This is a genomic window from Bradyrhizobium sp., assembly GCF_050014615.1.
GTDB lineage: Bacteria > Pseudomonadota > Alphaproteobacteria > Rhizobiales > Xanthobacteraceae > Bradyrhizobium.
Map to the genome: position 1 here is coordinate 26,750 of NZ_JBEKCZ010000041.1, position 23,247 is coordinate 49,996.

A 23,247-nucleotide genomic window follows, 5' to 3' on the forward strand; every position below is an offset into this window, starting at 1 on the left:
AAAAGAACTTGCTCCAAGAACTTGCTCCTAAGAACTTGCCCCTAAGAACTTGCCCCTAAGAACTTGCCGTAAGTCTCACTCAAGAGGATTTGCCGATGCCTCCGTTCCGCCTGCTGATGCCCGCCCTGCCCGCTTTGTTCGCGTTCGCCCTGTGGGTCACGCCGCCGGCGGCATCGGCGGAAACCTTCTCCGACGGCCAGCGCGGGGAGATCGAGAGCATCGTCAAGAATTATCTGATCGCCCATCCCGAGGTGCTGGAAGAGGCGATGGCCGAACTGAACAAGCGCCAGGCCGCCGCCGAAGCGGAGAAGCACGAAGCCAGCGTCGCCACCAACGCCGATGCGATTTTCAATTCGCCGCGCGGTGTCACGCTCGGCAACAAGGACGGCGACGTTACCTTCGTCGAATTCTTCGACTACAATTGCGGCTACTGCAAACGCGCCATGTCCGACATGCTCGATCTGATGAAAACAGATCCCAAGCTGAAGGTGGTGCTGAAGGAATTCCCGGTGCTGAGCGAGGGTTCGGTCGAAGCCGCGAAGGTCGCGGTCGCCGTGCGGATGCAGGATCCCGGCGGCAAGAAATATCTCGATTTTCATCAGAAGCTGCTCGGCGGACGCGGCCCGGCGGACAAGGCGCGCGCGATGGCCGCGGCCAAGGAGGCCGGTCTCGATACCGCCAGGATCGAAAAGGATCTGGCGAGCCCGGAAGTGCGCGCCACCATCGAGGAAAACTTCAAGCTCGCCGAAGCGATGGGCATGAACGGCACGCCGAGCTATGTGATCGGCAAGCAAGTGGTGATCGGCGCGGTCGGTCTTGACGGTCTCCGGGAGAAAATCGGCGTCGCCCGTTGCGGCAAGGCGACCTGTTGAGCCAACGCCAACCGTTGAACGTTCGATAGAGCAAGGGCCGGCTGTTTAGCCGGCCCTTTTATTTTGGCGATTTGCGAAACGCGCGAGCGTTCATCGCCCATTCACAAAACAAAATCGCACAAAACAAAATCGCACAAAACAAAATCGATGGAACCGCGGATCTCGGGGAACATCGCCCATCTCCTTTCGTTGTCGGCCATGCAACACACAAACACCTGAGGAGATATTTTGATGTTCAAACGTTTAATGATGACGACAGCCGCAGCGGCGCTGATCGCCGGAACCGGTTTCGCCCATGCGCAGGGAATGAACCGCGAAACGCCGTCGGCGGGCGCGGGCACGCAGCAGAGCGCGCCTACGGATCGCGGTCCCGCTGCCGCGGCGGCCGAGGAAAAGATGCAGCCCCAGGGCGGCAAGACCCAGCGCACGCAAGGCGACATGAAGTCCGGGCCCAAGAGCGAGAAGTCGGCCCAGGAAAACAATACCAACAACAATATGAAGGGCGAAAAGCCCAACAGCATGCGCTCGGAGACCAACGACAAGGGCGCCGCGGGTAAAGACATGAAGGCCGAAGACCGCAACGGCACCATGAACGCGGATTCGAAGGGCGCCGCCGACAACAAATCCCAGACCGTTGGCCAGGCCGGCGCCGGCGCCAAGCTCTCGACCGAGCAGCACACCCGGATCACGTCGGTGATCAGGGATCAGCACGTGGCCCCGGTTACCAGTGTGAACTTCTCGATCGCAGTCGGTACCCGCATTCCCCGCGACGTCACCTTCCATCCGCTGCCGACGGAGATCGTGACGATTTATCCGGACTGGCGCGGATATGAATTCATCCTGGTCAACGATCAGATCGTGGTGGTGAATCCGCAGACGTTCGAAATCGTCGCCGTCATCGATGCCTGATATCGGCCAAAACGGTGATCCGGGGCGGGCCGAAAGGCTCGCCCTTTTCCGTTCGCATCCAGGCTTCCGAGCCGGCCACGTCCTGGAGACGGCGCTATCCTTTAACATTGGTTAACGAGTAGTTTCCGTAGGTTCCACGCGGGTTTTTACCAAATAGATGAGGCATTTGAGCGTTGTCGCGAAGGGCCTAAAGGCTTCCCCTGGGCCCGGTTGTTACCTATAACCGCGCCACCTACCACCACATTGCCGGGATCTGGATGGCCAAGACACCTGCCGACAAGACGCCTGCCGACAAGACAGCTGCCGAGACGATTTACGTGCTCAACGGCCCGAATCTCAATCTGTTGGGAACCCGCGAGCCCGAGACCTACGGCCACGCCACGCTCGCCGACGTCGAGAAGCTCTGCGCGCAGACGTCGGCGCAATTCGGCATGAAGGCCGATTGCAGGCAGTCCAACCGCGAGGGCGAACTGATCGATTTCATCCACGAGGCGCATGCCAGGAAGGCCGCGGGAATTATCATCAATGCCGGAGGCTATTCGCACACCTCGATTGCCCTGCATGACGCCCTGGTGGCGGTGAAGATTCCGACCGTCGAAGTGCACATCAGCAATATCCACGCCCGCGAGAGTTTCCGTCATCACTCCTTCACCGCCAGGGCCGCTTTCGCGACGCTGTCAGGCTTCGGCATCGACGGTTACCGACTCGCGATTTCCGGTCTTGCCGCCAAGCTCGGCGTCAAGGCAAAAGCCTGACGCATCCGCCCTCCCCAAGCAGAAAGTTCCGGATCAAGCTCATGGCGCGCCAGCCTGACGACAAAACAGCCGCAAAATTCACCAGCAGCGACAGTGCGCTTATTCGCGAACTCGCTTTGCTACTGGACGAGACCAGTCTGACCGAGATCGAGATCGAGCGCGCCGGCTTGCGGCTGCGGGTGGCGCGCAATGTCAGCATCGCGGCATCGATGCCGGCGAGCTTGCAGCCGGCGGCCTCGGCGCCGGCGGCTGCCGCCGCACCGGTCGCCGTGGCCGACGTCGCCAAGCACCCGGGCGCGGTGCCCTCGCCGATGGTCGGCACGGCCTATCTGGCTTCCGAGCCCGGCGCCAAGCCATTCATCGAGATCGGCACCAAGGTGTCGGTCGGGCAAACGCTGCTGATCATCGAAGCGATGAAGACGATGAACCAGATCCCATCCACGCGCGCGGGCACCGTGACACAAATTCTCGTCGAGGACGGCCAGCCGGTCGAATTCGGCGAACCGCTGGTGATTATCGAGTAAGAGCGCGCGGTGCCTGGCGAATAGTCTTCGCTGCCGTCATTCGCCATTCACCGCTCGCCACTCACTGTCTAGGACAACATGTTCGACAAGATCCTGATAGCCAATCGCGGCGAAATCGCACTGCGTATTCTGCGCGCGTGCAAGGAACTCGGCATCGCCACCGTTGCGGTGCATTCCACCGCCGACGCCGACGCCATGCATGTGCGGCTGGCCGACGAGAGCGTGTGCATCGGCCCGCCGCCGTCAAAGGACAGCTATCTCAACGTGCCGGCGCTGCTGGCCGCTTGCGAGATTACCGGCGCCGATGCGGTGCATCCCGGCTACGGCTTTCTGTCGGAAAATGCCCGCTTTGCCGAAATTCTCGCCGATCACAATCTGCATTTCATCGGGCCAAAGGCCGAACACATCCGCCTGATGGGCGACAAGATCGAGGCCAAGAAGACCGCCAAGCGGCTCGGCATTCCCGTCGTGCCGGGTTCCGATGGCGGCGTCGGTCCCGAGGACGACGCGATGGCGATCGCGCAGGCGATCGGTTTTCCGGTGCTGGTGAAGGCGGCTTCGGGTGGCGGCGGCCGCGGCATGAAAGTCGCACAGACCCCCGGCGACCTGATGCTGGCGCTCTCGACCGCGGCCAACGAAGCCAAATCCGCATTCGGCGATGCCTCGGTCTATCTCGAAAAATACCTGCAGAAGCCGCGCCACATCGAAATCCAGGTGCTTGGCGATGGCCGCGGCGGCGCCATTCATCTCGGCGAGCGCGACTGCTCGCTGCAGCGCCGCCATCAGAAAGTCTGGGAGGAAGGTCCCTCGCCCGCGCTCGATGCTGCGGCGCGCGCCAGGATCGGTGCTACGGTCGCAAAGGCAATGCAGGAGATGAAGTATCTCGGCGTCGGCACCGTCGAATTCCTGTATGAAGACGGCGAATTCTATTTCATCGAAATGAATACCCGCATCCAGGTCGAACATCCTTCCTGTATGAAGACGGCGAATTCTATTTCATCGAAATGAATACCCGCATCCAGGTCGAACATCCTGTCACCGAGATGATCACCGGCATCGACCTCGTGCTGGAACAGATCCGCATCGCCGCCGGCGGCGATCTGCCGGTGACGCAGGATGAAGTCGTCATCAACGGCCACGCCATCGAATGCCGCGTCAACGCCGAGAACCCCGTGACCTTCCGGCCCTCGCCGGGCAAAATCCTGCAATACCATCCGCCGGGCGGTCTCGGCGTGCGGATCGATTCCGCCGTCTACCAGGGCTATGTGATCCCGCCCTATTATGACTCGCTGGTCGGCAAGCTGATCGTCCACGGCAAGACCCGCGGCGAGTGCCTGATGCGGCTGCGCCGCGCGCTGGACGAAATGGTGGTGGAAGGCATCGAAACCACGCTGCCGCTGTTTCGGGCGCTGGTCAGGGAACCAGACATCATCGATGGCGACTACCATATCCACTGGCTCGAACAATATCTCGCCGGCCAACCACCGGCCAGTTGACGGCCCCGCAGCCCCGCAAAAAGATGACGAGCCCGGCAAACTGACGGGAACCAATGGGAACCATTGGCCCGGACGGGCGTTTGGGTGAGTTGGGAACTTTTCCCAGCTGGGGACTGCTGGAATTTCATTACCCGATGACGCGAGACCGTTGTGACGTCTGATGCCACGCGCCGGGGCGCGATTTGGCAAATCCTGCTGCTCGCGGCGGGCCTCGTCGTGCTGACCGTTATCAGCGCCGGTTCGGTTTATCTAGTCAATCGGGCACGAGAAGACGCTGGATGGGTTGTCCACACCGTGGAAGTCGAAAACCAGATATCGCTCACGCAACTGCAGATGCGCCGGGCCGAAAGCGCGCAGCGCGGTTATATCTCGACATTGCAGCCGGATTTTCTGACCGATTTCGAGAAGGCCGCCTCCGAACTCACGCCGGACCTGATGCGGCTGCGCCAGCTTACCAGCGACAACCCCGTTCAAGGGCACTTGCTGGACGAGATGATTCCGCTCAGCAATCAGCGGATCGAGGAATTCCGCAACACCATCGCGCTGGCGCGGGCGGAGCACGTGGATGACGCCGCCCGGATCGTGCGCGAAGGCATCGGCCGCGACGCCATGAGCCACATCGCCGATCTGGCCCGCCAGATGCGCGCGGAAGAAGATCATCTGTTCGCCCAGCGCACGATGAGCGCCGACCGCAGTCAGACCCTCGCGGCTTCGATGACCGGTGTGGGTTCAGGCCTGGTGGTGCTGCTGGCGGGCATTTCCATCTTTCTGGTGCGGCGATCCGCGCGCGCGCGCGACGACGCCGAAGCGCAGTTGCGCGACAACAATCTCAATCTGGAGGCCACGGTCGACGCGCGCACCGCCGACCTTCGCGAGGCCAACGACGAAATCCAGCGCTTCGCCTATATCGTCAGCCACGATCTGCGCTCGCCACTGGTGAACATCATGGGCTTCACCAGCGAACTCGAGGAACTGCGCACCGACATTTTCAAGCGGATCGCCACGCTCGGTCGCGCTTCGGCTTCGCCAGCGCCGGCAGCTGCCGGAGAGATCGAACCCGCCCTCGAGGGCGAGGACAGGCAGCTGTCGCAGGATTTCACCGAGGCCTTGGGATTCATCAAATCGTCAATCGCCAAGATGGATCGCCTGATCACCGCCATCCTCAACCTCACGCGGGAAGGACGGCGCGAATTCGAACCGGTCAAGACCGACACCCGCGAACTGATCGAAGCCATCGTCGCGACCGTCGCACACCAGGCCGCGGAAGCCGAGGCCCAGATTCGCATCGAACCGCTGCCCGCTATCATCAGCGACCGCCTCGCGCTGGAACAGATATTCTCGAACCTGATCGACAATGCGCTCAAATATCTCAAGCCCGGGGTGCCCGGCGACATCGCGATCCGGGGCCGGACCAAGCTCGGCTTTGCGATCTTCGAGATCGCAGACAACGGCCGCGGCATCGATCCCAAGGACCATCAGCGGATTTTCGACCTGTTCCGCCGCGCCGGCGAACAGGACAGACCGGGACAGGGAATAGGGCTTGCCCATGTCCGCGCCTTGGTGCGGCGACTGGGTGGCACCATGTCGGTATCGTCGGAACTTCACAATGGCAGCACATTTACGATCACACTCCCCATCGCCTGGACAACCAGTAACCGGAACCGAGACACATGAGTAAGCCAGTCACCATCATCATGATCGAGGACGACGAGGGACACGCCCGCCTGATCGAGCGCAATATTCGCCGCTCCGGCATCAATAACGAGATCGTGCCGTTCACCAACGGTACCGCCGCGGTCAACTATCTGTTCGGCAGCGATGGCACCGGCCTCCATCACGGGAGCCAGGCGCTGCTGATCCTGCTCGATCTCAATCTGCCTGACATGACCGGCATCGACATCCTGCGGCGGGTCAAGGAAAACAAATATCTGAAATGCGCGCCGGTCGTGGTGCTCACCACCACCGACGATTCCCAGGAAATCAAGCGCTGCTACGAACTGGGCTGCAATGTCTACATTACCAAGCCAGTGAATTACGAAAGCTTCGCCAACGCCATTCGTCAGCTCGGACTGTTCTTCTCGGTCATCCAGGTTCCGCGATCCGCCCCATGAATGCTGTCGCACCCACGCTGCTGTATATCGACGACGACGCGGCGCTTGCCCGGCTGGTCGACCGCGGCCTGACCCGGCTGGGCTTTCGGGTTGTTCATGCAGCGAGCGGCCAGCACGGGCTCGACCGGCTCCAGCAAGGCGGCATCAACGTCATCGCGCTCGACCAGTACATGCCCGGTCTCGACGGCCTCGAAACCCTTGACCGGATATTGGCGATCCCGAACGCACCCCCGGTGATATTCGTCACCGCCGCGCAGGACTCGAGCATCGCCGTCACGGCATTGAAGGCCGGCGCCGCCGATTATCTGGTGAAGGACATCCAGGGCGATTTCATCCCGCTGCTTCAGGTCGCCATCGATGGCGCGCTGCGCCAGGCCAGTATCCAGAAGGCCCGCGACGACGCCGAGGCCGAAGTCCACGCCTCGCGCGACCGCTATGCCGCGCTCGCCGCCGAACGCGAGGTGCTGCTGCGCGAAGTCAACCACCGCGTCGGCAACAGCCTGCAGATCATCGCGTCGCTGTTGCACCTGCAGGCCAATTCCAGCACCGACGACGACGTCAAGGCGGCGCTGACCAATGCGATGGGGCGGGTCGCCGCCGTGGCGCAGGTTCATCGCCGGCTCTATACCTCGCACGACCTCAAAAGCGTGCTGCTGAACCAGTACCTCGACGCCCTGCTCGAGGATCTCAGAAGATCCACCGAGGGTAACCGGATGTCACGGCTGACATTGAAGGCCGAACCGATCGAGATCGATCCGGACCGCGCGGTCGCGATCGGCATCATCGTCAACGAGCTGGTGATGAACGCGGTGAAATACGCCTATCCCGATGGCGCCGGTGCCATTCACGTCGACCTTCGTGCGCAAGACGACCACCTGCTGTTGTCGATCGCCGACGACGGCGTCGGCCTCAACGTCAAGACCGACCCGCGTTCCACCGGCATGGGGCAGCGCATCGTCTCCGCCATGGCGTCCAAGCTCGAGGCCAGCGTCGAGCGCGATCCGAACCATGCCGGTACCCGGATCATGCTGCGGTTCCGTCGCACCAACGCCCCCGCCGCGGCCAAGCCTGCGACCGCAGCGGCAAGCTAGCCGCCGCGCCCCTCCCCCTGCTATCCTCCGATCCATGACGTCGCGCGACTCCGCCGCTTCCGAAATCACGCCCGAAGTGCTGCTGCGCGCCTATGCCTGCGGCATCTTCCCGATGGCCGAGAGTGCTGACGATCCGACCTTGTTCTGGGTCGAGCCGGAAATGCGCGGCGTGATTCCGCTCGACGGTTTTCGGATCTCGTCGCGCCTGGCGCGCACGGTGCGCTCCGACGCCTTCACGGTATCAGTCAATACGGCATTCAAAGCCGTGATTGCCGGCTGCGCCGCGCCGCAGCCCGGCCGCGTCGACACCTGGATCAACAAGCGCATCCGCGATCTCTATGTCGGACTGCACGAGCTCGGGCATTGCCACAGCGTCGAGGTCTGGGAAAATGACGAACTCGTCGGCGGATTGTATGGGGTCAGCCTCGGCCGGGCCTTCTTCGGCGAGAGCATGTTTCACCGCGCCCGCGACGCCTCGAAAGTGGCGCTGGTGCATCTGGTGGCGCGGTTGATCGCGGGTGGCTTCGAACTGCTCGACACACAATATGTGACCGAGCATTTGCGCAGCTTTGGCGCCGTCGAGATCCCGCGGCGGCGATATACCACCCTGCTCGACAGGGCGATCAAAGCTGGGGCTGATTTCCGGACATTACCGGTTGATCGTCCGATCCGCGGCGCGGAGGCGCTTGAGATCATCGCGGGACGGCAATGAACGTGCATGCCCGCAAAGTAACTCAAAGACGCGCGTATCCGCGCTTATGGCGATACCCGGCGTCCAGCGAGCGCAAAGGGATTACTGCCGGAAAATCCCGAACAGGCCGCCGTCCTGCTGCTGGGGCTGCGGCTGAGGCGGTGGTGGTTGTTGCTGCTGGAATTGCGGCTGCTGTGGCGGCGGTGGACGCTGCGCCTGCTGCTTGGGCGCCGGCGGGCGTTTCTGGGCCGGCGGCGGCGGCGCGGCCTTTGGCGGATCGGGCTGCGCGGTGACGACGGTGGTGTCGGGGGCTTTGCAGTCGGTGAGCCAGATATCGTAAATCGGATGCTCGACGCCGTGCAGGCCGGGACTGGCCGCGAACATCCAGCCCGAAAAAATCCGCTTCACCTCGCCCTGCAGCGTGATCTCGTCGACCTCGACAAAAGCGTCGGTATTGGCGGCTTCGGTGGCCGGGCGGGTATAGCAGGCGTCGGTCTTGACGCGCAGCGCGCCGAACTGGACCGTCTCGCCGACGTCTTCGTCGAAATTGATGATGCGGCCGGTGATCTTGTCCAATCCCGAAAAGCTCGCCTTCTTGTTGACGATCTTCTGCGCCGGCGGCTCGGAGACCACCTCGTCGCCGGGCTGTAACGTGGCCGGCGTCTGCGGCACGTTTTTGGGCTGGCGCTGCCCCGGCGCTCCCGGCGCGGGATTGGCGCCCGAGGGCGCGACCGCCACGCCTTGATTGGGCTGCGGCGGTGCCACCGCGACGCCCGGCGGCGTGTTCTGCGGAATGATGGTGGTGCCCGGCGGCGGCGCCAATGGCTGCGACTGCACGCTGCCCGGCGCCGGCACGCCCTGCCCCGGCGGCAGCGGACGGTTGGGGGTCGGCAGCAGGCGGCCCTGCGGCAGTTCCGGCACTTCCTCTTCGTCCTCGGGCTGTGGTTGTTGGTTGCCGCGGGGAATGCTGCCGGGCGGTCGTGGCGCCGGATCGGAAAAAATATTGCCGATCTGCGCATGCGCTGATGGCGCAAGCGAGATGGTCGTGGCGGCTACCAGAGCCGCAAATCCGGTCAGGGCAATGGTTCGAAACATCTCGCGGCTTTAAAAAGGCGAATCGGGCTCGCGACATTCTATAGGCTATCGCCGCGCGCAGGGCCTCCGGTTAACATGCCGAATACGGCGGGGAAAGGGCGGGTTGCGGTGTTGCCCGGCTACTGGTCAGCCCCTGCGACACATGGAATAATCCAGCCATAAAGGCTCGCGCGCCGCGCGCAGGGCCTCGAAGGTCCGGAATAACCGGACCAGCCAGGGAAACGCCAAGGAAACGCCACGCATGCCCGATCGCATTCGTCTCGATGGCAGGGTTGCCGTCGTCACCGGCGCCGCCGGCGTCATCGGCACCGCTACCATGCAACTGCTGGCCGAGCGCGGTGCGCATATTGTCGCAGTCGACCGCAAGCAGCGGGAATTGCAGACCGCGATCCAGGACCTGCCGGCGTCGGCCCGTGCCGTTGCGATCGCGGCCGATGTGACCCGCGAGGACGAGGTCGCCGACTATGTCCGCGCCGCGCTCGACAGCTTCGGCAGCATCGACGTGTTTTACAACAACGCCGGCATCGAGGGCGACATCGCACCGATCACCCGATATTCGCTCGAGACCTTCCGCCGGGTGCTCGACGTCAACGTGGTCGGCGTGTTCCTAGGGCTGAAGCATGTGCTGCCGGTGATGCTCAAACGCGGCAAGGGCAGCATCATCAACACCGCCTCGATTGCCGGCCTGATCGGCTCGCCCGACATCGCGGTCTACAGCGCCAGCAAGCATGCGGTGATCGGCCTCACCAAAAGCGCCGCACTGGAATGCACCGCGACCGGCGTACGCGTGAATTGCGTTTGCCCCGGAATGATCGACAGCCGCATGCTGAGCGCAATCATCGACGGCCGCAATCCCGGCAATGCACCGGTTCCCAGCGACAAGATCGTGGAGCGAATTCCCGGCCGCCGGCTCGGACACGCTTCGGAAGTCGCTTCCATCGTCGCGTTCCTCGCCTCCGACGAAGCGAGCTACGTCTCGGGCTCCGCCTACACCGTCGATGGCGGACGAACCGCCGGCTAAGCATCGTCGTCAACAGGACTTCTCATCATGCCCGTCACCCTCGATCCCGATGCCGCCTTCGTCTTCCAGGCATTTCAGGAGGCCGGCCGGCCGCCTTACGAAACGCTTTCGGCTGGCGAAGCGCGCGAATATTATTTACAGGCCCGTCTCGTCACCAACCCTGACCCGCCCGCACTCAAATCGGTTGCACCGCTGGCGATCCCCTCGCCGTCCGGATCGATCCCTGCGCGTATCTACACGCCGTTAAAGCTGCGGAACGCCGGCGGCCTCGCGCCTTGCCTGGTATTTTTCCACGGCGGCGGCTGGGTGATCGGCGATCTCGATACCCACGACGTGGTGTGCCGAAAACTGGCTGACGAAGGTGAGCTGATCGTTATTTCCGTCGATTACCGTCTCGCCCCCGAGCATAAATTCCCCGCCGCAATCGATGACGCCATCGTGGCGACGACATGGATCGCCGGTCACGCGCAAGATCTCGGCATCGACGCCTCGCGGCTTGTGGTCGGCGGCGACAGCGCCGGCGGCAATCTTGCCGCGGTGGTCGCGATATCGGCGCGCGACGGCGATGGCCCGGCGATCTCGGGACAAATGCTGATCTATCCGGCGACCGACTTTGCGATGACGCATGCTTCGCATAGCGAGCCCGAGACCAGCATTCTTCTCACGCATTCCGTCATCAGGTGGTTTCGCGATCACTATCTCAATGGCATCTCCGACATCGGCGATTGGCGGGCATCGCCGGCACGCGCCAAAACATTCGCCGGATTGCCGCCGGCCTATGTGCTGACCGCCGGCGCCGACCCCTTGCGCGACGAAGGCGACGAATATGCCAGGCGCCTGAAAGAAGCCGGCGTGGCCGTGACCTGGCGGACATTCCCCGGCCAGTTCCACGGCTTCTTCACCATGGGCAAACTGTTGCAACAGGCCAATGTCGCAGCCGGCGAAATCGGCGCGTGGCTGAAGGCGCTGGGCTAGCACGCCTATTCTTGCCATCCCCGAGTAGAGCACCGGGTGAGATTCCAATATATTAGCCGGAACGCTCGCTGGAAGGCATGCTCGTTGCTGCGTTTGGGAAGCTATTTCGGGAAATCATCATGGTCGGTGATCAGCGAAATCGCTCAACCTCAAACGCATCAAGGAGATTTCCATGAATTTGCCTGTTACTTCCCGCAGACAAGCGCTGGCTGGCGCTGCTGTTGTCGTCGCAACTTCAGCTTTTGTTGCCAACGAAAACGCCAGCGCTGCCGCAAGCCTGGGTGGAATCAATGCAATTCCCGAGCTTGCATCGCACTGGAAAGAGCTCGATCTGGTGGAAATTCTGTCTCGGCCGGCGGCATTTATGTCGGTCAGCCAGAACAAGTCGCTATATGATCCTGGGGGTGTGCAAGCCGGCGAGAAACATCGAGAACGTGGAAGCCTGCCCGCGACCGTCAAGGTTGCGACAGCAGCCCGCAAGGCTGCTAATTTCAAATCGTTCAACTGGATCGGTTATGAAGTCTTCAGGGAAAGTTATCCGCAGACCGATTTCGATCGCGTCCAATACGGAAGCTGGGTGAAGGGATTGAACTTCACGCCGGAAATGAAAAAGAGAGACGGCGAACTCGTCGGTGAACTACGAGCGCTAGTACAACCTGGAGATAACGAATTCAACGAGCTCGCTCTGCAGACGGCCTTCGCGGGCACGCAATTGCCCCTCGAACTAAGCCGCAAGCGGATTCAGACGATCGTGTTGACCGGCATACATCTGGACTGGTGCATCGAGGGTAACGCACGCGCGGCTCGCGACGCGGGTTATCTCCCGATCGTTATCGGTGACGCCTGCGCGTGCCAGAAGCCTGAACAGGAAGCCGCTGCGATGGAACGCATCAACAATTTCTTCGCGCCCGTGATATCGTCGGACCGTTTCGTCGAATTGATCTCGCGGAAGGCCTGATCGCCTCGGGAGCTTCGTCTCTCCCGGAGCTCCCGAATTCGTTGCTTGAGAAAGTTTAATGGCCCGGGACGAACTGAACAAGGCCATCGGAGGCCGGCTCAAAGGTCTCCGCGTAAGCGCGGGCCTCACCTTGAATGAACTAGCCGCCCGTTCCGGCGTCAGCCGCGCAATGATCGGGCGAGTAGAGCGCGGCGAAAGCAGCGCCACCGCGGTACTGCTGGGCAAGGTGTGCGCCGCGATGGATGTCACGCTGAGTTCAGTCATTGGTCTTAGCGATCGTCCTCCCGAGCGTCTGGCACGCTTCGCCGACCAGCCGGTCTGGCGCGATCCGGAAACAGGCTATCGCCGACGACATGCGTCCGCGCAAAACGTGTCGAGCGGAATCGAAATTATCGTGGTCGATCTACCCGCCGGCGCGCGGGTTTCATACAGTCCCTGGGGACGGCGCGCCTATACACAACAATTGCTGATGCTGACCGGAAAGATATCCGTCTACATCGATCTGAAGTGTTTCGATCTGGGCGAAGGAGACTGTTTCGACTTCGATGTGATGCGCGCAGTCACATTCGAAAATCAGAACGACGTCCCCGCCAAATACATCGTGATCATTCGGCACAAATGACCGTCGAGCGGTCTCACTCTGGCTTTCGGGCCGGTCACCGATCGCCTTTTTCAGATCGGCAATACACCGACGAGCACGACCCTATGCGTGGCGCTCCAGAACCAAGTCGATCCGTCGTGCGCGGCTTGCAAGCTGAAAAACCGTTTGTTCCAGTGCGGATCATGGACGAAACGGATGTTCTCGATCTTGAAATCAACCTGTCGCTCTTTCCACTCTTTCGACCAAGCCAGGTGCGCTTCGTCGAGTTGCTGCCGCAATTTGGAGACTGCGATCGAATAGGAAGACGGAAACAGAATTGTGTAAGCCATCGACTGACTCACCATCATGCAATCCCTTTCCACATGGGCAGCACCTTACATCAAGCAATAAGATAAGGCCGCCCCTGTTCGATTAAAGCGGGGATAACAATAAAAAAATCGGCTCAGACTTTTCAATTAACCCGCCCGCGCCGCGCGGCGCAGCGATTGCGGCGGCTGGCCGAAGGCGCGGATGAAGGCGCGGCGCATCCGCTCGGGATCGCGGAAGCCGGTGGTTTCGGCGACCCGCTCGATCGCCTCGCTGGAGGACTGCACGCGCTGCCGCGCCACCTCGATCCGCAGCCGCTCGACCGCCTTCGACGGCGTGGTGCCGGTCTCCGCAATGAAGGCGCGGGTAAAATGCCGCGAACTCATGCCGGCCTGCTCGGCCAGATCCTCCACCGTCAGCGGTGCGTCGAGATGCTCGCGCGCCCAGGTCAGCAACGGGCCAAAGCGGCCCGCGGGCGTCTTCAATTCCAGCAACGATGAAAATTGCGATTGGCCGCCGCTGCGGCGGTGGTAGAGCACGAGCTGGCGTGCGGTGTCCTGCGCGATGGCGTCACCGAAATCCTCCGCCACCAGCGCCAGCGCCAGATCGATGCCGGCGCTGATCCCGGCCGAACTCCAGATATTGCCGTCGCGGACGAAAATCCGGTCGGGCTCCAGTTTCACCTTGGGATAGGCCGACAGGAAATGCCGGGTGCGCCCCCAATGCGTGGTGGCGCGGCGGCCATCCAGCAGGCCGGCTTCGGCCAGGATATAGGCGCCCGAGCAGACGCTGGCGACGCGGACACCGCGTCTGGCGATCGCCTTCACGAAGGCCAGCGTCTTGTCGCACTGCGACGCCTCGCGCACCCCCTGACCGCCTGCGACGATCAGGGTACTGATCGCGCCATCGGGCCTGAGGCCGCGCGCCATCATCTCGACACCCGATGAACTGCGTACCGGACCGGGCGTCGCCGCCAGCACCTTGATTGACGAGGTCTTGATTGAGGAAGTCTTGATTGACGAAGTCTTGGTCAACGAGACCCCGGTCGACGAGGCCACAGCGGCCAGGCGCGCAGCGATCTCGAACACCGAAATCGGACCGGCGGCATCCAGCAGCTGGAAGTCGGGAAATACGAGCACGGCGATCATGATTAGGTCATGTCCTAAAATGAGGGAAATAAGCCATTCAGGACACAAACCAATCATGTCAGGATCTCGGGGTCAAGCAGGCTCTGGCCGTCCTTGACCGCGTATATCGCCCCAACCTCGAAAGGCTCGTCATGTCGGCACCGCTCCAGATCGGACTTCTCGTGTTCCCGAAAGTGACCCAGCTCGATTTCACAGGTCCGCTGCAGGTATTCGCGAGCGTGCCCGGTGCGCAGGTGCACCTGATCTGGAAACGGATCGAGCCGGTGCCGAGCGATTCCGTGCTGACGCTGACGCCGACCGTCAGTTTTGCGGATTGCCCGCAGCTCGACGTGATCTGCGTTCCCGGCGGTGCCGGTACCGACGACATGATCAATGACGAAGAGATGCTGGAATTCCTGCGCCGGCAGGCCAAGGGCGCGAAATACATCACCTCGGTGTGCACGGGATCGCTGGTGCTGGGCGCCGCTGGATTGCTCAGAGGTTACCGGGCGACCACGCATTGGACGGCGATGGACTTTCTGGCGCCCTATGGGGCGACGCCGACGAAGACGCGCGTGTGTATCGACCGCAATCGCGTCACCGGCGGCGGTGTCACCGCGGGCATCGATTTTGCGCTGACGCTGGTGTCGATCCTGCTCGACCGGCCGACCGCCGAGGCGATCCAGTTGCGGCTCGAATACAATCCGGCGCCGCCGTTCGATGCCGGCTCGCCCGATACCGCGCCGCCGGAAATTCTCGCCCGCATGAAAGAACGGAATGCGCCGGGCCAGCAGCGCCGCAGCGAAGCCAACCGCGTCGCCGCCGCGCGGATGGCCTGACGCCGTTCCGACGTTTCAATGGCGCTGCAAAGAAAAAGGCCGCCTGGTTTCCCAGACGGCCTTTCCTGTCTTACGGCAGCTCCACATTGACGGGCGATTTCAGAAACTCTGCGCCGGGGGCCTATCTCCCAGCCGTATTCTGATCGGCAGCCGCTGCAAATCGGGGCAGTCGCGAACTGGAGCCCGAACCGACGCGATGGTTTCCCACCTCCATAAGATGACGTGATTGAGCCACCAGCGCGGGCTGAACTCAAGAACGCGTCGGTAAATGTCCCCGCTGTTCCCGTTGTTCACAGGCTTATCTCCGTCATTCCGGGGCGCACGTAGTGCGAACCCGGAATCCATAACCACGATCGGGAGTATGGATTCCGGGTTCGCGCTTACGCGCGCCCCGAATGACGGTGGTTAGCTGATGCTCAGTTGCTGCCGGGAGTCCAGGGCTGGTAATCGCCGGTGGCCTTCGGACGGTGGCCACTCGCCAGCGTCGAGCCGGCCGGCCGGTAGGCCGCCGGTGTCCCGGTCATGTTGGGCAGATGCGGCTTTTCCCATTCACGCGGCGTATAGGTCTCCTCGGTCGGCGCCACGTCGACGGTGTGATGCAGCCAGCCGTGCCATGACGGCGGTACGCGGGTCGCCTCGGCATAGCCGTTATAGACCACCCAGCGCCGCTCGAAGCCGAGCGATGGATCGATCTTGCGTCCCTTGGTGCGGAAATAGCGATTGCCCTGCTCGTCCTGGCCGACCAGTTCGCCGAACCGCCATGTCCACAATTGCGTGCCGAAGGTCTGGCCATTCCACCACGTGAAGAGTTTAAGAAAAAACAGTTTCATGGGGCCTGGCCGGTTCGAGAAGCGCTGGAGTTCTGATGCCATTGGCGGGCCGAATTGTCCAGTTAAGTCCGGTACAAAAGTCCGTTCGACCGGATACAGCCGACCTCACCGAAGCCATGGAATCAGCGCAATCCGTTCATTCCGCGTACAGTCGACGTCTCGCAATCTCCGGCCGCGCACGATTGGGTGCGGGGCTCGGGAACATCCGCCCTCCCAGGGGATTGGTGTGTCTCGTCCATGGAGCCGAAAATGATCAATCTTAAAATCTTGAGTACTGCCGCCGTAGTGGTTCTCGCACTGGCGGTGCCAACCGCGAGCTTCGCCCAAAGCCATGGCGCCAGAGGCGGCGGTGTCCGCGCAGGCGGCGGCGCTGGCTTCCATGGCGCTGCGGCGGGCGCGCGTTTTAGCGGCGGTGGCGGTGGTTTTCGCGGTGGTTACGGCAATCGCGGCGGCGGCGGCTTTTTCCCCGGCGCTGTGGCGGGTGCCGTGATTGGCGGCGCGCTCACGTCAAACGCCTATTATGGCGGACCGGGCTATTACGCGCCGGGCTACTACGATGACCAATATGACAATGATGGCCCCGTTGCGGTCGTCCAGGGTCCGGGCGGCGGCGACGATACCGTCGCCTACTGCATGCAGACCTATCGCTCCTACGATCCGAGGTCAGGAACCTATGTCGGTTATGATGGCCTGAGGCACCCCTGCCCGTAACCAAGGCTGGGATTTGCGAAATTAAAGGACGGCGCAATTCAATGCGCCGTCCTTTTTCATTATGGATGCGCCGTTGTCGTTATGAATGCGCCGTTACTTCGGCGAAGTGAACGGTCGCGGGGTTGCCTTCGCAACTCCCCGGCCCCCGGAGAGCGAGCTTCGCTCGCCTGCGGATCGGCACCCACCGGACGAAAAACGTCTGCATTAAATATTAAATATCGTCCCGGTGTGTTACCATAACAATACAATTATAGGTAACAATATTGTCGGCGCGTTTTTTGCCCCAAGAAATATGACAACAAATGACAACAAGGGAGGTATCACCATGATGAACATTTCACGGTTTTTGACTTTGCTTGGACTGCTACTCGCTGTGGTCCTGCATGCCGCGCCGGCACAGGCGCAGGCGACGCGAACCTGGGTTTCGGGTGTCGGCGACGACGTCAATCCATGCAGCCGCACCGCGCCGTGCAAAACATTCGCCGGAGCCATCTCGAAGACCGCGGCGGGCGGTGAAATCAACTGCATTGATCCTGGCGGCTTCGGCGCCCTCACCATCACCAAGGCGATCACCATCGATTGCACCAGTACCGAAGCCGGGGTTCTGGTGTCCGGCACCAACGGCTTCGTCGTCAATGCCGGCGCGGCCGACACCGTGATCCTGCGCGGCCTCGATATTATCGGAACGGTGGTCGGGCCGGGACTGAGCGGCATCGCGTTCAATACCGGCAAGGCGCTTCTGGTCGACAAGTGCACGATCCGCGAATTCCTCTCGTCAGGGTCGTTCGGAATTCTGTTCCAGCCGACCGGTGCCAGCAGCCTCTATGTCTCGGATACGACGATTGCCAACAATGGATCGGGCACGACCGGCGGCGCGATCGATATCAAGCCGTCCGGTACCGGGGCCGCCCGGGTCACCATCAACGGCGTATCGGCGTTCAGCAATGTCGCCGGGATCATTGCAGATGGCAGTGCCACGACGGCGGAATCGGTTATCGATGTCATCAATACGGTGTCGGCTGGTGCTACGGCCGCCGGTATTTTGGCACTGACCCCGACGAGCGGCGGCGGTGCGATAGCAATCCTTGTCGATCGATCGTCCCTCATCAACAACGTAACGGGTGCCAGCGCCTCGGGTCCCAAATCGAGTATATTCCTCACCAACACGACCATATTCGGCAACACCACCGGCCTGGTGACATCCGCCGGTTCTACCCTGTCCTACAAGACCAACAACATCAACGGCGGCAACGACACGGACGGAACGCCGACCGTCAACCTGTCGCAGGACTAGAATTAAGAGATCGCAGCGCAACAGAACCAGCTGTCGAATCCGAAAGCGACCGCCGCACCCGGCGCCGATACGGCGGCGCCGGGTGATGATATTAATTGACGAAATGCGCCGCACCAATTTGATTGCAGCGCCATGCGACGCCGGCACGCGCGGCAACAGCCCGCCGCTATTTGGCCGCCGATTTGGCCTGCAGCACTTTTTCCAGATTTTCCTTGGCGCCCTTGTAATTGGGTGCGATCTCGATCGCGCGGCGGTATTCCGCGATCGCGTCCTCGATCTTGCCCTCACTGGCCAATGCGAGACCCAAATCATTGTGGGTCGTTGCGTTCTTGGGATCGACCTCGATCGCCCGATGAAATTCCGCGATCGCCTCCTCGGCCTTGCCTTCGCGATATAGCGCCATGCCCAGATTGTTGTGTGGAAGCGCAATCTTCGGATCAAGCGCGATGGCGCGTCGATATTCCGTGATCGCGTCGACAACGTTGCCCTGGTGATAGTAAGCGAGGCCAAGATTGTTGTGCGGAAGCGCAAAACGTCGATCGAGCTCGATCGCCCGCCGAAATTGCGCGATGGCGTCGGCCTGGCTCCCGTTCGGCAGCGCCTTCATGCCCAGCGCGATGCCCAGATTGTTATAGGCCACCGCCAATCTGGGGTTGATGCCGAGGGCGCGATGGTATTGCGCAATGGCTTCATCAAATCTGTTCTGACGCCACAAGGCGCGACCCAAATTGTTGTGCGGCCCTGGATTACTCCAGTTCAGGCTGACCGCCTTTCGCAAAAACCTTTCCGACTCGGCATAATTGCCGCGATCAAAAAAATAATCTCCCTTCAAGACATACGCGAGCTGCACATTCGGATCGCTTTCCGGCGAACTGGCGATGATATCGTCGGCTTTCTCCACCGCCTGCTCCGGATGCTCGCGATACAAGGCCAGCGCGGCGATATAGGGGTGTATTTTTTCCATAATGGCGGGCGCGGCGCTGGTCAGGAGTTCGTCAGGATTCTCGGCATCGAATCCGCTGCTGTAGACCTCGTGGCCGTCAACGCGCAGCCGCAACGCCAGTTTGTCGCGCAAAATCAGTTCGCCGGAGATCCGTCGCCCGGTGCCGTAATGCAGCACGCTACGAAGCGACGAGACCACGGCATTGAGCGACAGACCGATTTGCGGAATGACGAAATCCGGTAGTTCATCGCTGGGCGCAATATTCAGCACTTCAATCAGCGGGGCGGCTCTGTTGATGCTCGCGTAATGTTTGATGGCATCGAGCAGCCGATGACCGGCCACTTCGGGCGTATAGCCGTTATCGGACAACGTTTTCGGCACCGAGATCGGTTCGATCGTGACGACATCACGCGCGACTTCCTCCGCGATGAGAAAGCCGATCACGACAAAGATGACAATCCAGCTCAGTCCGATGATGTTGCTGAGCGAAGCCGATCTCGCGATCCATCCGGCTGCAGCCTGAAAAATTGCTTTTAATTTGAACCAAACAGCAATTGCCTGTGCCACGGCTCAACCTTCCCAGTTGTTCCGTATAACAGACACAACCCTAGCATTTTGTGCGCGGCCGGGTAAGCCGCTTCCGCGTCTAATTCGGCGCGTGGTTCCCTGCGTTCTGCCGCGGCAGCTACGATCGCGTCACCAGCGCGCGGTCTAGGATCGCGTCGCCAAGGCGACGCCCGCCAGCGTGAACACCAGGGCCGCGATCTGGCCGATGCCGAGCGGCTCGTGCAGCGCCAGTGCCGACGCCACCACGCCGATCACGGGCACCGCCATGGTGCCGATCGCCGCCACCGAGGCCGGCAGCCGCGCCAGCGCGGCGAACCAGCTGACATAGGCGACGCAGAACTGGATCACGGTGGAATAGCTCAGCAGCAGCCAGTCGAGCGGCAGGCATCCGACCCCGATCTGCCAGGCCGCCGCCGGTATCGGCGGCAGCCCAAGCGGCAGCTTCTTGGCCAGTACCGCACCGACCGCAAAGCCGATCGCGCCGCAAAGCGCCATGATCATTCCCGGCAGTTTGGAAAGGCTGGCCTCAAAGCCGTTGCCGCCGAGGATGGCGCTGATGCCAAGGAACGCCATCACCAGCGAGATGACGCGCAGCAAATTGGGCCGTTCGCCGAGAATCGGCCATGCCAGAATCGAGGCCCATACCGGCATGGTGTAGGCGATCAGCGCGGCTTCGCTGGCCGGAAGCCAGAGCAGCGCAAATCCCATCAGCACCATCCAGCAGCCGACGTTGAGGAACGCGGCCAGCACCAGCCTTGGCCAGAGCGCGCGGGCGAGGCGCAGATTTTCGCCGCGCGCCAGCGCCAGCAGCGCCAGCAAAACAGCCCCGACCACGCCGGTGGTGCCGCGCAACGTCAGCGGCGGCAGCACGCTCACGAGATGCTTGGTGATCGGCCAGTTGAACCCCCAGCCCACCGAGGTGATGGCGAGGAACATCAGGCCCGCGGGCGCGATGCGCGCTTTGGCGCCCGTCTGGTGCTGCAGTGTCATGGGAGTTGGGACCGGTGTGAATCGGCGCCACCCTGCCGGTTATCGCCGCCACTGACCATCGGCCGGCGGACATGCCTGCCTGTTGGAAAATATGAGTCTGCGCCGCGGCTGCCGGATTTGGTCTTCGCGCCTCGATTCGCCGGGTACCGCGCCGATGCCAAATCGGCCGCGCCAGACCTTCCCGTAGCTTCACGTGAGTCTTCCCGAGGCAATCCCTTGACCACAATAAATAGTTGCCCTGTGAACAGCGGGATGAAGCCCGCGATTGGGTCCCGGAGTCACTTTTTTTCGCTTGGGAATCCCTGAGGACTCACTGATACTTGTGGCCAGATCACAGGCGCGGCCACCCCCTGTTATTCCCCCTTTTCCACCATATTTAGTATTTGATTCAGGAACTCGTACTAATCCTTGACGGGCGCGATGGAGTCGTCCTAGCTTCGATCCTGTTCGGCGCGAGTGTGTTTGGGTCCCGCCGGTCGCTCCCTAAAGGGTTCCAAAAATGACCACTCCGCCAGCCGGTCGAGGCAGCGGGTGCGGGCTTTTTTGTCCCTGAAATTGGGGATTTCGGAGCGAAAAAACGAGCCAAAAACGGCTCAGAGTGAGTGGCGTTGAGAGCATGAACTGACCGGAACGGGGCCGTTCCATCAGACCATGCGGCGGCAGACCGGGTGTTCGCACCAGGTTGGCGGCCAGAGAAACAGGGCCGGGTTCACCGGTAGAGCTCGCGGACTAACAGTTCGCTCAAGGATAACATCCGGCGCCGCAGGGCTGCGGACCGGTCAAAAACAACGGGGCACGACCAATGCGAATCGAACGGCGCAACACGACTCAAGGCCAGTCACCCTACGCAGGGATTGATTTCAGATTAACGACATCTGAGATCCGCAATCCCGATGGCTCGGTGGTGTTTCGCCTGGAAAACGTCGAAGTGCCGGAATTCTGGTCGCAGGTCGCCTCCGACGTGCTGGCGCAGAAGTATTTCCGTAAAGCCGGTGTCGCCGCGCGCCTGAAGAAGGTCGAGGAAGAAACCGTGCCGTCCTGGCTGTGGCGCTCGGTGCCCGATGCCGCCGCGCTGGCGGATCTGCCGGAATCAGAGCGCTATGTCAGCGAACTCTCCGCCAAGCAGGTGTTCGACCGCCTCGCCGGCTGCTGGACCTATTGGGGCTGGAAGGGCGGCTACTTCTCCTCCGAAGAGGACGCGCGCGCCTTCTCCGACGAGCTGCGCTACATGCTGGCCAAGCAGATGGTGGCGCCGAATTCGCCGCAATGGTTCAACACCGGGCTGCATTGGGCCTATGGCGTCGATGGACCGGGCCAGGGCCACTATTATGTCGATCCCTTCACCGGCAAACTGACCAAGTCGAAATCCTCCTACGAGCATCCGCAGCCGCACGCCTGCTTCATCCAGGGCGTCAATGACGACCTCGTCAACGAGGGCGGCATTATGGATTTGTGGGTGCGTGAAGCCCGCCTGTTCAAATACGGCTCCGGCACCGGCTCAAATTTTTCGCGGCTGCGCGGTGAAGGCGAACGGCTCTCCGGCGGCGGACGCTCCTCGGGCCTGATGAGTTTCCTCAAGATCGGCGACCGCGCCGCGGGCGCGATCAAGTCCGGCGGCACCACGCGCCGCGCCGCCAAGATGGTGGTGGTCGATGCCGACCATCCTGATATCGAGACCTATATCGACTGGAAGGTGAAGGAAGAGCAGAAGGTCGCCGCCCTCGTGACCGGTTCCAAGCTCAACCAGCGCCACCTCAAGGCGGTGCTGAAAGCCTGCGTCAATTGCGAAGGAAGCGGCGACGACTGCTTTGACCCTGAGAAGAACCCGGCACTCCGCCGCGAAATAAAACTCGCCCGCCGCGCCATGGTGGCCGACGGCATGATCAAGCGCGTGATCCAGTTCGCCAAGCAAGGCTACAAGGAGATCGATTTTCCGGTCTACGATACCGACTGGGATTCCGAAGCCTATCTCACGGTCTCCGGCCAGAACTCCAACAATTCAGTCTCGCTGAAGGATGATTTCCTGCGCGCGGTGGAAACCGATGGCGACTGGAACCTGATCGGCCGCACCAACAAGAAGATCACCAAGACCCTGAAGGCACGCGACCTCTGGGAGAAAATCGGTCACGCCGCCTGGGCCTCGGCCGATCCCGGCCTGCACTTCAACACCACCATGAACGACTGGCACACCTGCAAGGCGTCCGGCGACATCCGCGCCTCCAATCCGTGCTCGGAATACATGTTCCTGGACGACACCGCCTGCAATCTGGCGTCGGCCAATCTGATCACCTTCTACAACACCACGACCAAGCAGTTCGACGTCAATGCCTATGAGCATCTGTGCCGGCTGTGGACCGTGGTGCTCGAAATATCCGTGATGATGGCGCAGTTCCCCTCCAAGGCGATCGCGGAACTGTCTTACGAATTCCGCACGCTGGGCCTCGGCTTTGCCAATATCGGCGGCCTCTTGATGACCATGGGTCTGTCCTATGACAGCAAGGAAGGCCGCGCGCTGTGCGGCGCGCTGACCGCTGTCATGAC

The 23,247-nt window shown here is 61.8% G+C and carries 22 protein-coding genes and 1 pseudogene; 17 read left to right on the top strand and 6 right to left on the bottom strand.

Annotated elements, in window-relative coordinates; all coding sequences use genetic code 11:
* Window positions 1-95 precede the first annotated feature (95 nt).
* The 9 genes and pseudogenes from ABR948_RS09330 (at window position 96) to aat (ending at window position 8,470) form a co-directional block, all read left to right on the top strand.
* Window positions 96-872 carry a DsbA family protein gene (locus ABR948_RS09330; protein ID WP_428116240.1) on the top strand — a complete coding sequence of 259 codons (777 nt, stop codon included), beginning with the start codon at window positions 96-98 and terminating at the stop codon, window positions 870-872.
* Between the two features lie 231 nt (window positions 873-1,103).
* A complete protein-coding gene (locus tag ABR948_RS09335) occupies window positions 1,104-1,781 on the top strand; it encodes a DUF1236 domain-containing protein (RefSeq protein WP_428116244.1) in 678 nt (225 codons plus the stop codon).
* A gap of 257 nt (window positions 1,782-2,038) precedes the next feature.
* Window positions 2,039-2,536 (top strand): type II 3-dehydroquinate dehydratase, encoded by a 498-nt coding sequence (gene aroQ, locus ABR948_RS09340; RefSeq protein ID WP_428116247.1) that lies wholly within the window; start codon window positions 2,039-2,041, stop codon window positions 2,534-2,536.
* Window positions 2,537-2,577: 41 nt separating this feature from the next.
* Window positions 2,578-3,060, top strand: coding sequence for an acetyl-CoA carboxylase biotin carboxyl carrier protein (gene accB / locus ABR948_RS09345; RefSeq protein WP_428116249.1), 483 nt, complete (start codon window positions 2,578-2,580; stop codon window positions 3,058-3,060).
* 78 nt (window positions 3,061-3,138) lie between these two features.
* A pseudogene (locus ABR948_RS09350) lies at window positions 3,139-4,556 on the top strand (acetyl-CoA carboxylase biotin carboxylase subunit).
* 150 nt (window positions 4,557-4,706) lie between these two features.
* The gene (locus ABR948_RS09355; protein WP_428116252.1) at window positions 4,707-6,230 is read left to right on the top strand and encodes a sensor histidine kinase; all 1,524 of its coding nucleotides are present in this window, start codon (window positions 4,707-4,709) and stop codon (window positions 6,228-6,230) included.
* Window positions 6,227-6,667, top strand: coding sequence for a response regulator (locus ABR948_RS09360; RefSeq protein ID WP_428116255.1), 441 nt, complete (start codon window positions 6,227-6,229; stop codon window positions 6,665-6,667). Before ABR948_RS09355 ends, ABR948_RS09360 begins: the two co-directional genes overlap by 4 nt.
* Window positions 6,664-7,758, top strand: coding sequence for a sensor histidine kinase (locus tag ABR948_RS09365; RefSeq protein ID WP_428116257.1), 1,095 nt, complete (start codon window positions 6,664-6,666; stop codon window positions 7,756-7,758). The genes ABR948_RS09360 and ABR948_RS09365 overlap by 4 nt, the downstream gene beginning before the upstream one ends.
* A 34-nt stretch (window positions 7,759-7,792) precedes the next feature.
* Window positions 7,793-8,470: a leucyl/phenylalanyl-tRNA--protein transferase gene (gene aat / locus ABR948_RS09370; protein ID WP_428116260.1), complete on the top strand. Its 678-nt coding sequence runs from the start codon at window positions 7,793-7,795 to the stop codon at window positions 8,468-8,470.
* Between the two features lie 81 nt (window positions 8,471-8,551).
* Here the strand turns inward: aat and ABR948_RS09375 are convergent, their stop codons facing one another.
* The gene (locus ABR948_RS09375) at window positions 8,552-9,544 is read right to left on the bottom strand and encodes a DUF2155 domain-containing protein (protein ID WP_428116263.1); all 993 of its coding nucleotides are present in this window, start codon (window positions 9,542-9,544) and stop codon (window positions 8,552-8,554) included.
* Window positions 9,545-9,785: 241 nt separating this feature from the next.
* Between ABR948_RS09375 and ABR948_RS09380 the strand changes: the two genes are divergently transcribed.
* The 4 genes from ABR948_RS09380 (at window position 9,786) to ABR948_RS09395 (ending at window position 13,120) form a co-directional block, all read left to right on the top strand.
* The gene (locus tag ABR948_RS09380; RefSeq protein WP_428116266.1) at window positions 9,786-10,565 is read left to right on the top strand and encodes an SDR family NAD(P)-dependent oxidoreductase; all 780 of its coding nucleotides are present in this window, start codon (window positions 9,786-9,788) and stop codon (window positions 10,563-10,565) included.
* A gap of 27 nt (window positions 10,566-10,592) precedes the next feature.
* Complete coding sequence (locus tag ABR948_RS09385) at window positions 10,593-11,540, top strand: alpha/beta hydrolase (RefSeq protein ID WP_428116268.1); 948 nt, start codon at window positions 10,593-10,595, stop codon at window positions 11,538-11,540.
* Between the two features lie 172 nt (window positions 11,541-11,712).
* A complete protein-coding gene (locus tag ABR948_RS09390) occupies window positions 11,713-12,498 on the top strand; it encodes a cysteine hydrolase family protein (protein WP_428116271.1) in 786 nt (261 codons plus the stop codon).
* A gap of 58 nt (window positions 12,499-12,556) precedes the next feature.
* On the top strand, window positions 12,557-13,120 hold the full coding sequence (locus ABR948_RS09395; RefSeq protein WP_428116274.1) for a helix-turn-helix domain-containing protein: 564 nt from the start codon (window positions 12,557-12,559) through the stop codon (window positions 13,118-13,120).
* Window positions 13,121-13,170: 50 nt separating this feature from the next.
* On the opposite strand, the gene ABR948_RS09400 is transcribed toward ABR948_RS09395, so the two are convergent.
* Window positions 13,171-13,446, bottom strand: coding sequence for a hypothetical protein (locus ABR948_RS09400; protein WP_428116276.1), 276 nt, complete (start codon window positions 13,444-13,446; stop codon window positions 13,171-13,173).
* Window positions 13,447-13,554: 108 nt separating this feature from the next.
* Window positions 13,555-14,553, bottom strand: coding sequence for a GlxA family transcriptional regulator (locus tag ABR948_RS09405; RefSeq protein WP_428116279.1), 999 nt, complete (start codon window positions 14,551-14,553; stop codon window positions 13,555-13,557).
* Between the two features lie 131 nt (window positions 14,554-14,684).
* On the opposite strand from ABR948_RS09405, the gene ABR948_RS09410 reads away from it, so the two are divergent.
* Window positions 14,685-15,371 carry a DJ-1/PfpI family protein gene (locus ABR948_RS09410; protein WP_428116282.1) on the top strand — a complete coding sequence of 229 codons (687 nt, stop codon included), beginning with the start codon at window positions 14,685-14,687 and terminating at the stop codon, window positions 15,369-15,371.
* A gap of 416 nt (window positions 15,372-15,787) precedes the next feature.
* Here the strand turns inward: ABR948_RS09410 and ABR948_RS09415 are convergent, their stop codons facing one another.
* Entirely contained in the window at window positions 15,788-16,201 is a 414-nt protein-coding gene (locus tag ABR948_RS09415; protein ID WP_428116285.1) for an NADH:ubiquinone oxidoreductase subunit NDUFA12, read from the bottom strand.
* Window positions 16,202-16,450: 249 nt separating this feature from the next.
* On the opposite strand from ABR948_RS09415, the gene ABR948_RS09420 reads away from it, so the two are divergent.
* Together ABR948_RS09420 and ABR948_RS09425 are read left to right on the top strand one after the other, a co-directional pair.
* On the top strand, window positions 16,451-16,912 hold the full coding sequence (locus tag ABR948_RS09420) for a BA14K family protein (protein ID WP_428116288.1): 462 nt from the start codon (window positions 16,451-16,453) through the stop codon (window positions 16,910-16,912).
* 325 nt (window positions 16,913-17,237) lie between these two features.
* Window positions 17,238-18,206 (top strand): right-handed parallel beta-helix repeat-containing protein, encoded by a 969-nt coding sequence (locus tag ABR948_RS09425; protein ID WP_428116291.1) that lies wholly within the window; start codon window positions 17,238-17,240, stop codon window positions 18,204-18,206.
* Between the two features lie 166 nt (window positions 18,207-18,372).
* Here ABR948_RS09425 and ABR948_RS09430 read toward each other — a convergent pair whose 3' ends face one another.
* A complete protein-coding gene (locus ABR948_RS09430) occupies window positions 18,373-19,716 on the bottom strand; it encodes a tetratricopeptide repeat protein (protein WP_428116294.1) in 1,344 nt (447 codons plus the stop codon).
* A 144-nt stretch (window positions 19,717-19,860) separates the two neighbouring features.
* Window positions 19,861-20,706, bottom strand: coding sequence for a DMT family transporter (locus ABR948_RS09435; RefSeq protein WP_428116296.1), 846 nt, complete (start codon window positions 20,704-20,706; stop codon window positions 19,861-19,863).
* Window positions 20,707-21,508: 802 nt separating this feature from the next.
* On the opposite strand from ABR948_RS09435, the gene ABR948_RS09440 reads away from it, so the two are divergent.
* Window positions 21,509-23,247: vitamin B12-dependent ribonucleotide reductase (locus ABR948_RS09440; protein ID WP_490337839.1), on the top strand; the 1,739-nt coding region annotated here is incomplete at its 3' end.

What these genes read in the sequence shown, in the direction of transcription:
- ABR948_RS09360 (WP_428116255.1), top strand. Translation starts at nt 6,227, where the DNA reads ATGAGTAAGCCAGTCACCATCATCATGATCGAGGACGACGAGGGACAC.
- ABR948_RS09395 (WP_428116274.1), top strand. Translation starts at nt 12,557, where the DNA reads ATGGCCCGGGACGAACTGAACAAGGCCATCGGAGGCCGGCTCAAAGGT.
- ABR948_RS09425 (WP_428116291.1), top strand. Translation starts at nt 17,238, where the DNA reads ATGATGAACATTTCACGGTTTTTGACTTTGCTTGGACTGCTACTCGCT.
- ABR948_RS09415 (WP_428116285.1), bottom strand. Translation starts at nt 16,201, where the DNA reads ATGAAACTGTTTTTTCTTAAACTCTTCACGTGGTGGAATGGCCAGACC.
- ABR948_RS09365 (WP_428116257.1), top strand. Translation starts at nt 6,664, where the DNA reads ATGAATGCTGTCGCACCCACGCTGCTGTATATCGACGACGACGCGGCG.
- ABR948_RS09390 (WP_428116271.1), top strand. Translation starts at nt 11,713, where the DNA reads ATGAATTTGCCTGTTACTTCCCGCAGACAAGCGCTGGCTGGCGCTGCT.
- aat (WP_428116260.1), top strand. Translation starts at nt 7,793, where the DNA reads ATGACGTCGCGCGACTCCGCCGCTTCCGAAATCACGCCCGAAGTGCTG.
- ABR948_RS09420 (WP_428116288.1), top strand. Translation starts at nt 16,451, where the DNA reads ATGATCAATCTTAAAATCTTGAGTACTGCCGCCGTAGTGGTTCTCGCA.
- ABR948_RS09405 (WP_428116279.1), bottom strand. Translation starts at nt 14,553, where the DNA reads ATGATCGCCGTGCTCGTATTTCCCGACTTCCAGCTGCTGGATGCCGCC.
- ABR948_RS09380 (WP_428116266.1), top strand. Translation starts at nt 9,786, where the DNA reads ATGCCCGATCGCATTCGTCTCGATGGCAGGGTTGCCGTCGTCACCGGC.
- ABR948_RS09385 (WP_428116268.1), top strand. Translation starts at nt 10,593, where the DNA reads ATGCCCGTCACCCTCGATCCCGATGCCGCCTTCGTCTTCCAGGCATTT.
- ABR948_RS09435 (WP_428116296.1), bottom strand. Translation starts at nt 20,706, where the DNA reads ATGACACTGCAGCACCAGACGGGCGCCAAAGCGCGCATCGCGCCCGCG.
- accB (WP_428116249.1), top strand. Translation starts at nt 2,578, where the DNA reads ATGGCGCGCCAGCCTGACGACAAAACAGCCGCAAAATTCACCAGCAGC.
- ABR948_RS09400 (WP_428116276.1), bottom strand. Translation starts at nt 13,446, where the DNA reads ATGATGGTGAGTCAGTCGATGGCTTACACAATTCTGTTTCCGTCTTCC.
- ABR948_RS09375 (WP_428116263.1), bottom strand. Translation starts at nt 9,544, where the DNA reads ATGTTTCGAACCATTGCCCTGACCGGATTTGCGGCTCTGGTAGCCGCC.
- aroQ (WP_428116247.1), top strand. Translation starts at nt 2,039, where the DNA reads ATGGCCAAGACACCTGCCGACAAGACGCCTGCCGACAAGACAGCTGCC.
- ABR948_RS09410 (WP_428116282.1), top strand. Translation starts at nt 14,685, where the DNA reads ATGTCGGCACCGCTCCAGATCGGACTTCTCGTGTTCCCGAAAGTGACC.
- ABR948_RS09335 (WP_428116244.1), top strand. Translation starts at nt 1,104, where the DNA reads ATGTTCAAACGTTTAATGATGACGACAGCCGCAGCGGCGCTGATCGCC.
- ABR948_RS09330 (WP_428116240.1), top strand. Translation starts at nt 96, where the DNA reads ATGCCTCCGTTCCGCCTGCTGATGCCCGCCCTGCCCGCTTTGTTCGCG.